Source organism: Nocardia sp. NPDC060255, assembly GCF_042727395.1.
Classification (GTDB): Bacteria; Actinomycetota; Actinomycetes; order Mycobacteriales; family Mycobacteriaceae; genus Nocardia.
The window spans coordinates 18505-31634 of record NZ_JBHXAU010000012.1; the positions used below are offsets into that span (position 1 = coordinate 18505).

Below are 13130 nucleotides of genomic sequence, written 5' to 3' on the forward strand. Positions count from 1 at the left end.
GAAACATTTGCTCTCTTTTTGCCCGAGAGCCGTGGCGCGCAGCGTTGCGTAGAGGTCGAGGAGTTCCAAATGAAGATGGGCACTGCCGCGGGCACCAAGAGAATGGTCGCGCAAACTTGCCTGGCGCTGACCGCGGGATTAACCGTCGCGATCTGCCCTGTGATGATCGGCACCGCACACGCGGATCCGGTACCGGTGGCGCCGCCACTGCCGTTCCCGCTGCCGCCCGCGCCGCCGTTTCTGGATCAGGGCTTCTACAACCCCGATCCGGCCAAGGTCACGGCCGCACAACCCGGCGAAATCCTGGCGGCCCGACAGGTCAATCTCGCGAACTTCTTCCTGATCCCCCTGAACGTGCGGGCCTGGCAGTTGTCGTATCGCAGCACCAACACGCGTGGCGAGCCGATCCCGGCGGTCGCCACGGTCATCGTGCCGTACCGCCCGTCGCCGACTCCCGACCGCAGTCTCGTCTCGTTCCAGTTCGCCGAGGACTCGCTGTCGGTCAACTGCGCACCGTCCTATGTGCTGCAAATGGGCTCGCTGCCCAACCCGACCAACCCGGTGATCAGTGCGGAGTTCATCGAGGTTCAGGCCATGTTGCAGCTCGGACATGCGGTCGTGGTGCCCGACCATCAGGGACCGAACGCGGCCTACGCGACCGGTCCGCTCGGCGGCCGGATCACGTTGGACGCCATTCGCGCGGCCCAGAACTTCGAGCCGGCCGGACTGCCGGGAGCCGCAACGCGCACGGCGATGTGGGGCTACTCCGGCGGCGCCATCCCGACCGCGCACGCCGCCGAACTGCAACGCGCGTACGCACCGGAGCTGAATCTCGTCGGCACCGCGGCGGGCGGCGTGATGGCCGATATCCGTGCGGCGATCGATTACAACAACGGCACCTCCACGTTCGGCGGTGCTGTGCTCGGTGGATTGTTCGGCGTGGCAAGGGAATATCCGGAGCTGAACCAATTCGTCGACCGATACATGAACCCGCTCGGCAAAGCCATCCGCGTGGTGCACGAAGGACAGTGTGTCGCACTGCAATTCGCGGGGTTCCCGTTCGTGAACATCAAGGGGCTGTTCGACTACCCCGGCGGTGACCCGCTCAGTGCGCCCGAACTACAGCCCATGCTCGAAGAAATCAGTCTCGGCCGCCGCGGCACACCGATGTCCCCGATGTACTTCTATGAGGCGCCGCTCGACGAGGTGATGCCGGTCAACTCGCTCAACAAGGTCTACGACACCTATTGCAAAGACCCGAGCGCCAAGGTGTTCTACACCCGGGAACTGCTCAGCGAGCACGGCATCGCCGCCGTCTCGGGCGCGGGTTCGGCCGCACTGTGGCTCAACGATCGGCTCAACGGCGTTCCCGCGCCGGAGAGCTGCAGCAATCGCGACGTGCCGTTGCAGATCCTCGATCCCGGCGCGTTCGCGGCGTTCGCCAACGCCATCGGCCAGACCCTCGCCTCCGCCCTCGGCATGCCGGTCTGACCTGCCGGAGACCGGGCCGGGCCGCACGTCATCGGTAGCATCGCCGTCATGTCGGCTACTCGCGTGCGGTTCGGCTCGGTCGCCCTGTTGGCTCTCCTCGCGGTCACCGCCTGCTCCAGCGGCGACACGACCCCGAAGACGACCGCGCCGGGCTTGGCGGGCCGCACCTTCCTCTCCACCGCGGTCGACGGCGCGCCGATTCCCGGCGGCGGTCCGCTGACCCTCTCCTTCACCGACGGCCGGATCGCCGCGGATGCGGGCTGCAACTCCTTTTCGGGCGCGGTCACGCTGGACAACAACAAGCTGCACGTGACCGGCCTGGCAGGCACCCTCATGGCCTGCGCGGGCGACCACGCGGGTGCCGACGAATGGCTCAACGGCCTGCTGACCTCCGACCCCACCTGGCAGCTCGACGACACCAAACTGACCCTGAAGAGCGACAAGCTGACGGTGACCATGCTGGACAAGAAGGTGGCCAAGCCGGACCGCCCGATCAAGGGCCACACCTGGATCGTCACCGCCCTCATCACCCCCGACGCCCAAATCCGTTCCCAGACAATCGATGAGGTGAAACCCACCCTCACCATCGCCGACGACGGCACCGTCTCCGGCACCGCGGGCTGCAACCGAATGACCGGCCACGCAACAGGTCCCGACACCGACCTCACCTTCCAGGTGGCCACCACCAAAATGCTGTGCTCCCCCGAGGTAATGGAGGTCGAGCAAGCAGTCCTGAAAGCCTTGGACGGCAAGACAACCGCCACCGCAGACGCCGACACCCTCACCCTCCGCAACACCAACGGCAACGGCCTCACCCTGCGCGCCGAGTAATCAGCGCACGACGAACCCGTCCTCCAGATAGGCGGTAATCCCCTCGGCCCGAGCGCGGCTCGCTGCCGCCACCCGCCTGGCCAGCACCGCAGGCAGACGCGCCGCAGCCGCGGCCGCGTCACACCAGGCCCAGCTCCGAAGCTCTTGCGCCGGAAGCGATATCGCCGCGGCCTGGCCGACGCTCAGCACGCCACCGTCGAAGACGAGCATCACGCCATCGGTCGGGTAGCGGCCGGGCGGAACCCAATCCAGCACCAGCAGCCGCCCGATGGGCACCGTCAGACCCAACTCCTCGCCGATCTCCCGGACGGCAGCGGCGTAGGGCGCTTCATCGGCTTCCACGACGCCGCCCGGCAGTTCCCAATGGTCCTTGTAGGTCGGCTCGACCAGCAACACCCGTTCCGCCTCGTCGACGAACAGCGCACCGGCCCCCATCGGCTTACGTGGCAGCGCCGCAAGGTATTCGGCTCGCTCGGTCGGCATACGGCACAGACTATCCAGAACACAGCAGAGCCGGGCAGCGCTGTTGCGGTGCCCGGCCCTGGTGGGTGGAAACGGTTACGGCAGTGGGCCGCCCGCGGCGATCGCGGAGAGGGTGGCGAACTCGTCACCCTTGAGCGAGGCGCCGCCGACGAGGGCACCGTCGATGTCGGTCTGGCCGACGAGCTCGCCGACGTTCTTGGCGTTGACCGAGCCGCCGTAGAGCACCCGGACACCGGCCGCGATCTCCGGGGTGGCCAGCTTGGCCAGCTCCGCGCGGATCGCGCCGCAGACTTCCTGCGCGTCGGCGGGGGTGGCGACCTTGCCGGTGCCGATGGCCCAGACCGGCTCGTAGGCGATGACGACCTTCGAGATCTCCTCCGCCGTCAGGCCTTTCAGCGAACCACGCAGCTGCTCGAGGTTGTACTCGACGTGCGTCTTCGCCTCGCGGACGTTCAGGCCCTCACCGATGCAGACGATCGGCGTGATCCCGTACTTCAGCGCCTGCTTGGCCTTGGCCAGCACGGTGGCGTCATCCTCGCAGTGGTACTGCCGCCGCTCGGAGTGCCCGACCGCGACAAAGGTGCAGCCGAGCTTGGCCAGCATCGCGCCGCTGATCTCGCCGGTGTAAGCACCCGAGTCGTGCGCCGAAATATCTTGCGCCCCATAGGTGAGCAGCAGCTTGTCGCCCTCCACCAGCGTCTGCACGCTGCGCAGATCGGTGAACGGCGGCAGCACCGAGACATCGACCTTGGCGAAGTACTTCTCCGGCAACGCGAAGGCGATCTTCTGCACCAGCGCGATCGCCTCGAGGTGGTTGAGGTTGAGCTTCCAGTTGCCCGCGATGAGCGGCTTCCTGGCGAGAGACTTTGTCACAGTCGTAGCACTCCTCAATCTTCCAGCACTGCGATGCCCGGAAGTTCCTTGCCCTCCAGGTATTCCAGCGACGCGCCGCCGCCGGTGGAGATGTGCGAGAAACCGTCGTCGGGCAGCCCGAGCGCACGCACGGCCGCGGCCGAGTCGCCACCGCCGACGACGGTGAACGCGCCCTTGCCGGTCGCCGTGACGATGGCCTCGGCCACGCCCTTGGTGCCGGCCGCGAAGCTCTCGAACTCGAACACGCCCATCGGGCCGTTCCAGAACACCGTCTTCGCCTCGGTCAGCAGCGCGGCGAACCGGCTGGTCGATTCGGGGCCGATGTCCAGACCCAGCCAACCGTCCGGAATCTCGTGCGCCGGAACAACCTTCGAGTCCGCGTCGGCCGCGAACTTGTTCGCCACCACGATGTCGCGCGGCAGGTGAATGACGTCGGCGTACCGATCGAGCAGATCCTTGCAGGTGTCGATCATCTCTTCCTGCAGCAGCGAGGCGCCCACCGAAAGGCCCTGTGCGGCAAGGAAGGTGAAGCACATGCCGCCACCGATGACCAGCGTGTCCACCTTCGGCGCGAGCGCCTCGATGACCGCGAGCTTGTCGGAGACCTTGGAACCGCCGAGCACGACCGCGTACGGCCGCTCGGTGTCCGTGGTCAGCTTGGCGAGCACCTCGACCTCGGCCGCGACCAGCTTGCCCGCGTAGTGCGGCAGCAGCTTGGCCACGTCGTAGACCGACGCCTGCTTGCGGTGCACCACACCGAAACCGTCGGACACGAACGCACCGTCGTCGCCGACCAGCTCGACCAGCGCGGCGGCGAGCTTGGCCCGCTCCGCGTCGTCCTTGCTGGTTTCGCGCGGGTCGAAGCGGATGTTCTCCAGCAGGAGCACATCGCCGTCGGTCAGCCCCTCGGAGCGCGCGAGCGCGTCCCCGCCGACCACGTCGCCGGCGAGCTGGACGTTGCGGCCCAGTTCTTCGGCGAGCTTCGCGGCGACCGGAGCGAGCGAGAGCTTCGGATCCCGCTCACCTTTCGGCCGACCGAGGTGCGCGGTGACGATCACCTTCGCGCCGGCCTCGGCCAGCGCCTTGATGGTCGGCACGGACGCGATGATCCGACCGGGATCGGTGATCTGACCGCTGTCGTCGAGGGGGACGTTCAGGTCGGAGCGCACGAGCACGCCCCGACCTTCGACACCCTCGCTGAGCAGGTCCTCGAGAGTTTTGACTGTCATGGCCTCAGAGCGACTTGCCGACGAGGCCGATGAGATCGGCGAGACGGTTCGAGTAGCCCCACTCGTTGTCGTACCAGCCGACGACCTTCACCTGATCGTCGATGACCTTGGTCAGCGGCGCGTCGTAGATGCAGGAGTGCGGGTCGGTGACGATGTCGCTGGACACGATCGGGTCCACGTTGTACTTGAGGTAGCCCTTCAGCGCGCCCGCGGCGGCGGCCTGGTAAGCGGCGTTGATCTCGTCGATCGACGCCGACTTGGCCAGCTTCACCGTGAGGTCGGTGACCGAGCCCGTCGGGACCGGCACGCGCAGCGCGTAGCCGTCCAGCTTGCCCTGCAGTTCGGGGAGCACCAGGCCGATGGCCTTCGCGGCGCCGGTGCCGGTGGGCACGATGTTCAGCGCGGCGGCGCGGGCGCGACGCAGGTCGGCGTGCGGCGCGTCCTGCAGGTTCTGGTCCTGCGTGTACGCGTGGATGGTGGTCATCAGGCCACGCTCGATGCCGAAGGCGTCGTGCAGCACCTTGGCCAGCGGGCCGAGGCAGTTGGTGGTGCACGAGGCGTTCGAGATGATGTTCTGGCTGCCGTCGTACTTGTCGTCGTTGACGCCCATGACCACGGTCAGGTCCTCACCCTTGGCGGGTGCGGAGATGATGACCTTCTTGGCGCCGGACGCGAGGTGGCCCTTGGCCTTCGTCGCGTCGGTGAAGATGCCGGTCGACTCCACGACCACGTCGACACCCAGGTCGCCCCACGGCAGTGCCGACGGGCCCTCCTTGATGGCCAGCGCCTTGAGCCGCTGGTCACCGACCACGATGGTGTCGTCGCCGTCGAGCGAGACGTCCTGCGGCAAGCGGCCCAGGATCGAGTCGTACTTGAGCAGGGTCGCGAGAGTCGCGTTGTCGGTGAGGTCGTTGACCGCGACGATCTCGATGTCGGTGGTGCCCAGCGCCTTCTGCGCCTCCACCGCCCGGAAGAAGTTACGTCCGATACGACCGAAGCCGTTGATGCCTACCCGGACAGTCACGTTATCGCTCCTCAGCTTTCAAGCGGATCATTCCGATGTCTTGTAACAGTAGTGCCCGCCTGTTACCGCACTGACATGCACCTGGACACACCACCACGGTAACCAGCGAAATCAATCACCGACCGGTCTGTTTCCTCACAGTACGACGCGCCTACCAGCGCCGCAGCCCCGTCAACCACCCTGACATTCCAGGGCAGTACCCCCGCAGGGGTGACATACGTCCCCTTCGCCCGGAATCCGCACCCGCCCGCAAGAATCCGCACTGACTCTCGGGAGCCGCACTCGGAATAGGGCCCTAAAGCCAGTGCAGGTCCCGAGACAGAGTGCGGGTGTGGCGGTCATCGGAGCGGATGCGCGGACAGCGGTCCGGCCGGGTGCCCCTGGGGGCAACCGGCCGGGTGACGTGTCCGTCAGGCTTCGTCGAGTAGTTCGGCGGTGACGGCCGACTCGGTGTCCGGGATGCCGAGTTCCTTGGCGCGCCGGTCCGCCATCGACAGCAGGCGCCGAATCCGGCCCGCCACAGCGTCTTTCGTCATCGGCGGGTCGGCGAGCTGGCCGAGTTCCTCCAGTGACGCCTGACGATGCTGCACGCGCAGCTTGCCCGCGGCGGCGAGATGGTCGGGCACGTCGTCGCTGAGGATCTCCAGCGCGCGCTCCACCCTGGCCGCCGCGGCGACCGCGGCCCTGGCCGAGCGGCGCAGGTTGGCGTCGTCGAAGTTGGCCAGCCGGTTGGCGGTGGCCCGCACCTCGCGGCGCAGCCTGCGCTCCTCCCAGACGATCCGGGTGCCATGCGCACCCATCCTGGTGAGCAGCGCGCCGATGGCCTCGCCGTCCCGCACCACGACCCGATCGGTGCCGCGCACCTCGCGCGCTTTAGCGGTGATGCCGAGCCTGCGGGCCGCACCGACGAGCGCGAGCGCCGCCTCCGGCCCCGGGCAGCTGACCTCCAGCGCGGAGGAACGACCGGGCTCGGTGAGCGAACCGTGCGCGAGAAACGCTCCGCGCCAAGCGGCTTCGGCGTCGGCGATGCTGCCGCCGACCACCTGGGCGGGCAGGCCGCGCACCGGACGACCGCGCACATCGAGCAGCCCGGTCTGCCGGGCCAGCGCCTCGCCCTCCTTCGACACCCGCACCACGTAGCGGGAGGTCTTACGCAGACCGCCCGCGCCGAGCACGTGCACGTCGGAGCCGTAGCCGTATAGCTCGAAGATCTCCCGGCGCAGCCTGCGCGCGATGGAACCCATGTCCACCTCGGCCTCGACGATCACTCGCCCACCGACGATGTGCAGGCCGCCCGCAAAGCGCAGCAGCGCGGACAGTTCCGCCTTGCGGGAACTGACTTGCGACACCGTGAGCCTGCTCAGCTCGTCTTTCACATCGGCTGTCATCGCCACGAGACGCGCTCCTTTCCACCCAACCCGGAACGCACATCCTGACCCATGTGCCGTCCCTCGACTCGAAGCCCTGCCATTTGCGGCCGAGGTTGCCGGATCAGTTGATCCAGTGCGGCGGCAAGCTTTCCGGGGTGATGCCGGTCTGTCCCCGCCTCGGCGACATCGGAGAAGGTTACCCGTGCGCGCAACTGTTCGGCGGCTCTCGCCACATGTTCTCTTTCGCGACCCTCGGGCACCGAGCCCGAATCGACCACCACGTCGTCGACCACGAATTCCGGTGCGTGCTGGGACAATACATGCAGGTGCCGTTCGGCGGAGAAACCCGCCGTTTCGCCGGGCTCGGCGGCGAGGTTCAGCACCAGAACTTTTCTGGCTCGGGTGTACACCAGCGCCTCTCGTAGTTCGGGGACGAGCACATGGGGGATGACGCTGGTGAACCAGGATCCTGGTCCGAGAACGACCACGTCGGCGTGTTCGATGGCCGAGGTGGCTTCCTGACTGGCCGGCGGGTCGGACGGGATCAACCGCACCCGCCGCACCTTGCCGGGGGTGGTCGCGATGGCGACCTGACCGCGAATGCACCGGCTGACGCGCGGATCCGCTTCCAGCCCAGCCACATCCGCTTCGATATCGAGCGCGATGGGCGACATGGGCAGCACCCGTCCGGTGATGCGCAACATCTTCGCGAGTTCGTCCAGCGCGGCGACGGGGTCGCCGAGTACCTCGGCCAATCCGGCCAGGATGAGGTTGCCGACCGAGTGACCGGCCAGTGCGCCGGTGCCGCCGAAGCGGTGCTGCACGGTCTGCGTCCAGATGCCGTCGGACTCCTCGGCCAGCGCGGCCAGCGCCATCCGCAGGTCACCGGGCGGTAGCACGCCCAGTTCGGCGCGTAGGCGACCGGACGAACCGCCGTCGTCCGCGACGGTGACGACCGCGCAGATCTTCCTGGTCAGCCGCCGGATGGCGGTCAACGTCGCATACAGGCCGTGCCCACCGCCCAGCGCGACAATGCTGGGATCCGATTCCCAACCAGTCATTCTCGCCCCAGATCCCGATGCACGACCCGCACCACGTCGGCGGATCCCTCGGTGCCGCCGGTGACCTCGCTCATCAGTTCGCCGAGAGCCTCGGCGATCGCCACGCTGCGGTGCTTGCCTCCGGTGCAGCCCACTGCCACCGTCATGTATCGCTTCCCCTCTTGGCGGTAACCGTTCATCGTCAGGTCGACCAGGTGGTGGCAGGTACGCAGGTAATCGTCGGCGCCGGGGCGCGACAGCACGTACTCGCTCACCACTGATTCCTGACCAGTGTGTTCCCGCAATTCCGGTATCCAATGTGGATTAGGTAGAAAACGCACATCCAACACCATGTCGGCGTCCAGTGGAACCCCACGCTTGAAGCCGAAGGATTGCACGGTCAGCTGCAACGCGCTCGGCGCGCCGCCGCCGAAGGCCTCCTCCAGCTTGCGGTGCAGCTGATGGATGGACAGTTCGGTGGTGTCGATGACCAGGTCCGCCGCGGTTTTCACGGCCGAGAGCCGGATCCGTTCCGCGGCGATGCCCGCGGAGAGTGTGCCATCTTTGCTCTCGCTCTGCAGCGGGTGCCTGCGGCGGGCGAAGCCGAAGCGCCGGATCAGCACGTCATCGGAGGCTTCGAGAAACAGCACCCTGGTCCCGATGCCGAGCTTGCGCAATTGATCGGTGACCACGGAGAGGTCGCCGGTGAAAAACCTGCTGCGCACGTCCATCACCAGGGCGAGGCTGCGGATCGGCGGCTCGGCGGACGCACCGAGTTCGACCATCCGGCCGATCAGCTCCGGCGGCAGGTTGTCCGCGACGTACCAGCCGAGATCCTCGAGCACGCGGGCGGCGGTGCCGCGGCCCGCGCCGGATAGCCCGGTCACGATGACGACCTCGACCTGCGGGTTCGCCGCTGCGACAGCGCTCGAGGGGCTGGCCCGCCCCTCGGTCTGTCGCGGATTTCCCGCAGTGTTGTTCGATTCGACGCGTGTCATGTCCTACCGGATCCGTCTTGGGTACCTCTCGGAATCATCCCGCACTGCTCCCGGTATCGGGCGCAGACATGCGCGATTACCTTCTGTGGTGCACGTGGACGCTGATTCCCTGGCTAGCTCGCTGACGCCTGGCTCGCAAACATGTGATGGAACGGTACCGAGAATATAGGTGGATGGCAGGGAAGCCGATGATTCCGATGTTTCTCAGCCCCCTTGCAACGCGGCGAGTACCGCTTTCGCGGTGGCCAGCCCGATGCCGGGGACCTCGGTGATCTGCTCCACCGTGGCCTCCTTCAGTTTCGCGACGGAACCGAAATGGGTAACCAGCGCGGTTCGGCGCGCCGCACCCAGCCCGGGCACCGAGTCCAGCGCGGACGCGGTCATCCGGCGCGAGCGTTTGCTGCGGTGGAAGGTGATTGCGAATCGGTGTGCCTCGTCGCGCACCCGTTGCAGCAGGAACAGGGCCTCGCTGTTGCGCGGCATGATCACCGGGTCGCTCTCGCCGGGCACCCACACCTCCTCGAGGCGTTTGGCCAGGCCGATCACCGCGACATCGGTGATGCCGAGTTCGTCGAGCACCTCGGCGGCGGCCGCGACCTGGGGCGCGCCGCCGTCGACGACGTAGAGGTTGGGCGGGTAGGCGAACTTGCGCGGGCGGCCGGTGTCCGGATCGATGCCGGGACGGGAGAGGAGTTCCGTTGTGTCGTCGGCGTTTTCGGCTTCCAGGTCCTCGCTGGCCATCAGGTCGCGCTCCTTTTGCAGCTTGTAGAAGCGCCGCCTGGTCACCTCCCTGATGCTGCCGACGTCGTCGGAACGGCCGTCGCCCGCGGCCTCCTTGATGGTGTAGTGGCGGTACTCGGATTTGCGGGCCAGGCCGTCCTCGAACACCACCAGCGAGGCGACCACGTCGGTGCCCTGTACATGGCTGATGTCGACACATTCGATCCGCAGCGGGGCGCTGTCGAGTTCGAGGGCGTCTTGAATGGCTTGTAGCGCAGCCGATCTCGAGGTGAGGTCGCCCGCGCGCTTGAGCTTGTGCTGCTGCAGCGCCTCCATCGCGTTGCGCTGCACGGTCTCGGCGAGGGCCTTCTTGTCGCCGCGTTGCGGCACCCGCAGGTGCACGGCCGAGCCGCGCAGGTTCGACAACCATTCCTGGAGCTGGTCGGCGTCGGCGGGGAGTTCGGGGACCAGCACCTCGCGCGGCACCACGGTGGCGGGCTGCTCGGCCTCGCCGAGTTCGGCCACCGAGACCTGTTCGCCGTAGAACTGGGTGAGGAACTGCTCGACGAGCACCGCCAGCTCGCTGCCCGCCTCCGGCGCGTCGATGGCGTCGCCGGATTTGTCGACCACCCAGCCGCGCTGGCCGCGGACCCGGCCGTCGCGGACGTGGAAGATCTGCACCGCCGCCTCCAACTCGTCGGTGGCGAAGGCGATCACGTCGGCGTCGGTGCCGGTGCCGAGCACGACGGCCTGTTTCTCCAGCGCGCGGCGCAGCGCCTGCACGTCGTCGCGCAGGCGCGCGGCGTTCTCGAAGTCCAGATCCTCGGCGGCCTCCTGCATCCGGCGCTCGAGCTGGCGCACCATGCGGTCGGTGCGGCCGGCCAGGAAGTCGCAGAAGTCCTCCACGATCTGGCGGTGCTCGGCGGCGCTGACCCGGCCGATGCACGGCGCCGAGCACTTGTCGATGTAGCCGAGCAGGCAGGGGCGGCCGATCTGGTTGTGCCGCTTGAACACTCCGTTGGAGCAGGTGCGCGCGGGGAACACGCGCAGCAGTAGGTCGAGGGTTTCCCTGATCGCCCAGGCATGCGCGTACGGGCCGAAGTAGCGCACGCCTTTCTTACGCGCGCCGCGGTAGACGAACAGGCGCGGGAACTCCTCGTTCAACGTCACCGCGAGCACCGGATACGACTTGTCGTCGCGGTACCGCACGTTGAATCGCGGGTCGAATTCCTTGATCCAGTTGTATTCGAGCTGCAGCGCCTCCACCTCGGTGGAGACGACCGTCCATTCCACGCTCGCCGCCGTGGTGACCATCTGCCGGGTGCGCGGATGCAGCGAAGCCACGTCGGCGAAGTACGAGTTCAGCCTGCTGCGCAGGCTTTTTGCCTTGCCGACGTAGATGACCTGCCGATGAGCGTCCCGAAACTTGTATACCCCGGGTTCGACGGGAATCGTGCCCGGCTTGGGCCGGTACGTCGCTGGATCTGCCACCCATCAAGCCTATCGAGGACGTCCGACAGGTCCGGCACAGCGCCGGGTTCCGCGTGCCGGTCCGAACGGTCGCGCGCTGAACCGCCGAAACTTACTGCGCGACAGGAACGTTTCGGTCGCGCGCGCGACTCACGATTCGTCGATGTCGAACCAGGCCTTGGCTTCGGCGCGGGTCAGTTGGTAGACGACGGCCGTCGACGCGCCGAGCGAATAGCACACAGCCACGATCCACTGCTCGAACGGCACGTCGAGGGGATGGGTTCGCCAGCCGACCACGGCCTGCGCGGCCGCCAAGATGATCGCCAGTACCCGCACGCCGCTCGCGCCGCGGGTGAAACCCCACACGACCGGGGCGAGCAGCCAGCTGAACAGGAACTGAATTGCCGCGCCACCTGCGGCTTCGGCCCCGAGCGTCAGGCCCATGAGCACCGCGTACGCGAGGCCGAATCCGGCCAGACCGAAGGCGGCTTCCTTGGCTTCCCGCGCGGGCTCGGGCATCGCGCTCAACGCCCATAATCGCTCGGCGACGGCCAGATCATCGTCCGAAAATTCCGCGCCCACGGCGCTCCCCCACTTCCGATCCACACTCTCGGCCCGAGTCAACGGGCGCGCGGGCAGAACGGTAGATCACGGGAAAGAGCCGGACAACTCGGACGGAATTACCGTGACCCAAAAATGATCTTGCCGTGATCGGCCCGGGTCCGGGTGATCGTTGCTAGCGCGAAAGTCCGTGACTGCGTAGGGCGTCGCGGAGACCGGACGGACGTTCTTGCGTCGGCACCGCGTTTACCAGGGCGAATCGGCAACCGAGGGCGGTCGCGCCGCCGTCCGCCTCGGCGCTGTCACCGATCATCAGGGCCGCCTCGGGTTCGACGCCGAGTTTGTCGAGGGTCGAGGCGAAGATGCGCGGATCGGGTTTCACCGCGCCGATCTCGAAGGAGAGGGCGAAGGCGTCGATGTAGCGGTCCCAGTTCCGGGTGGTGAAGGCGGGGCGGATGTCGAAGGCGATATTGCTGACCACGGCGACCTGAATGCCTTGGGCCGCAAGCAGAGTGAGGACCTCTTCGACGTCGGGGTAGGGCGTCCAGGTCAGCGGATCGATCAGGCGCTCGTACAGGATGGCCGCCTGGTCGTCGGTGGGGACGCCGGACCTGCGCAGGACCTCCATATAGGCCTGCCGGTGCAGCTTCGGATCCAGGTCGCGGTTGTCCCAGGCGTACTGGCCGTCGGTGCCGAACTGGACGAGCTGCTCGACCGGCGCCGTCATTCTGCGCAGGATCTCGGTCTTCTCGTGCACGTCGAACGCTCGGCCGTCGGCGCCGACCATATGGTCCACCCACGAATCGTCGTCCTCGAGTCGAAACAAGGTCCCGGAATAGTCGAAGAGCACCGCCTCGATGGTCACGCGGCCAGCCTACCGATGGATCCGCGGCGCCCGGGGTCGTCGCAGGCCACGGCCCCGCGGATAGCGACGGACCGGCCGGTTCCGGACGACAAGTGGTGGCGCGCAATCGAGTTCATCCCGACAGGTGGGAAACGCCGGCACCGCTCGGCGCTACGAATTCTCCCGACCTCGATCG

At 67.4% G+C, this 13130-nt stretch carries 12 protein-coding genes; 2 read left to right on the forward strand and 10 right to left on the reverse strand.

All coding sequences use genetic code 11. From position 1 onward, the window contains the following. The first annotated feature begins 69 nt into the window (after positions 1 to 69). Positions 70 to 1491 carry a lipase family protein gene (locus tag ACFWF1_RS22095; RefSeq protein WP_379291977.1) on the forward strand — a complete coding sequence of 474 codons (1422 nt, stop codon included), beginning with the start codon at positions 70 to 72 and terminating at the stop codon, positions 1489 to 1491. Positions 1492 to 1539: 48 nt separating this feature from the next. Beyond that, positions 1540 to 2322, forward strand: a complete 783-nt coding sequence (locus tag ACFWF1_RS22100; RefSeq protein WP_379291976.1) for an META domain-containing protein — start codon at positions 1540 to 1542, stop codon at positions 2320 to 2322. On the opposite strand, the gene ACFWF1_RS22105 is transcribed toward ACFWF1_RS22100, so the two are convergent. The 10 genes from ACFWF1_RS22105 to ACFWF1_RS22150 all read right to left on the reverse strand — a co-directional run bounded on the left by ACFWF1_RS22105 (position 2323) and on the right by ACFWF1_RS22150 (position 12955). Next, complete coding sequence (locus ACFWF1_RS22105; RefSeq protein WP_379291975.1) at positions 2323 to 2805, reverse strand: NUDIX domain-containing protein; 483 nt, start codon at positions 2803 to 2805, stop codon at positions 2323 to 2325. 75 nt (positions 2806 to 2880) lie between these two features. After that, the gene (tpiA, locus tag ACFWF1_RS22110) at positions 2881 to 3678 is read right to left on the reverse strand and encodes a triose-phosphate isomerase (protein WP_379291974.1); all 798 of its coding nucleotides are present in this window, start codon (positions 3676 to 3678) and stop codon (positions 2881 to 2883) included. Positions 3679 to 3692: 14 nt separating this feature from the next. After that, on the reverse strand, positions 3693 to 4907 hold the full coding sequence (locus ACFWF1_RS22115; RefSeq protein WP_379291973.1) for a phosphoglycerate kinase: 1215 nt from the start codon (positions 4905 to 4907) through the stop codon (positions 3693 to 3695). Positions 4908 to 4911: 4 nt separating this feature from the next. After that, the gene (gene gap / locus ACFWF1_RS22120) at positions 4912 to 5931 is read right to left on the reverse strand and encodes a type I glyceraldehyde-3-phosphate dehydrogenase (protein WP_150408421.1); all 1020 of its coding nucleotides are present in this window, start codon (positions 5929 to 5931) and stop codon (positions 4912 to 4914) included. Positions 5932 to 6341: 410 nt separating this feature from the next. After that, positions 6342 to 7325, reverse strand: coding sequence for a DNA-binding protein WhiA (gene whiA, locus ACFWF1_RS22125; RefSeq protein WP_040736336.1), 984 nt, complete (start codon positions 7323 to 7325; stop codon positions 6342 to 6344). Next, entirely contained in the window at positions 7316 to 8362 is a 1047-nt protein-coding gene (gene yvcK, locus ACFWF1_RS22130) for a uridine diphosphate-N-acetylglucosamine-binding protein YvcK (protein ID WP_379291972.1), read from the reverse strand. The genes whiA and yvcK overlap by 10 nt, the downstream gene beginning before the upstream one ends. Further along, positions 8359 to 9339: an RNase adapter RapZ gene (gene rapZ / locus ACFWF1_RS22135; RefSeq protein ID WP_379291971.1), complete on the reverse strand. Its 981-nt coding sequence runs from the start codon at positions 9337 to 9339 to the stop codon at positions 8359 to 8361. Before rapZ ends, yvcK begins: the two co-directional genes overlap by 4 nt. A gap of 204 nt (positions 9340 to 9543) precedes the next feature. Continuing rightward, the gene (uvrC, locus tag ACFWF1_RS22140) at positions 9544 to 11550 is read right to left on the reverse strand and encodes an excinuclease ABC subunit UvrC (RefSeq protein ID WP_379291970.1); all 2007 of its coding nucleotides are present in this window, start codon (positions 11548 to 11550) and stop codon (positions 9544 to 9546) included. Positions 11551 to 11679: 129 nt separating this feature from the next. Then, positions 11680 to 12111 (reverse strand): hypothetical protein, encoded by a 432-nt coding sequence (locus ACFWF1_RS22145; protein WP_379291969.1) that lies wholly within the window; start codon positions 12109 to 12111, stop codon positions 11680 to 11682. Positions 12112 to 12265: 154 nt separating this feature from the next. Then, positions 12266 to 12955 carry an HAD family hydrolase gene (locus ACFWF1_RS22150; RefSeq protein ID WP_379291968.1) on the reverse strand — a complete coding sequence of 230 codons (690 nt, stop codon included), beginning with the start codon at positions 12953 to 12955 and terminating at the stop codon, positions 12266 to 12268. Positions 12956 to 13130: the final 175 nt, after the last annotated feature.

Coding starts and splice junctions, on each gene's coding strand:
- ACFWF1_RS22095 (WP_379291977.1), top strand. CDS start 70: ATGAAGATGGGCACTGCCGCGGGCACCAAGAGAATGGTCGCGCAAACT.
- ACFWF1_RS22100 (WP_379291976.1), top strand. CDS start 1,540: ATGTCGGCTACTCGCGTGCGGTTCGGCTCGGTCGCCCTGTTGGCTCTC.
- ACFWF1_RS22105 (WP_379291975.1), bottom strand. CDS start 2,805: ATGCCGACCGAGCGAGCCGAATACCTTGCGGCGCTGCCACGTAAGCCG.
- ACFWF1_RS22115 (WP_379291973.1), bottom strand. CDS start 4,907: ATGACAGTCAAAACTCTCGAGGACCTGCTCAGCGAGGGTGTCGAAGGT.
- yvcK (WP_379291972.1), bottom strand. CDS start 8,362: ATGACTGGTTGGGAATCGGATCCCAGCATTGTCGCGCTGGGCGGTGGG.
- rapZ (WP_379291971.1), bottom strand. CDS start 9,339: ATGACACGCGTCGAATCGAACAACACTGCGGGAAATCCGCGACAGACC.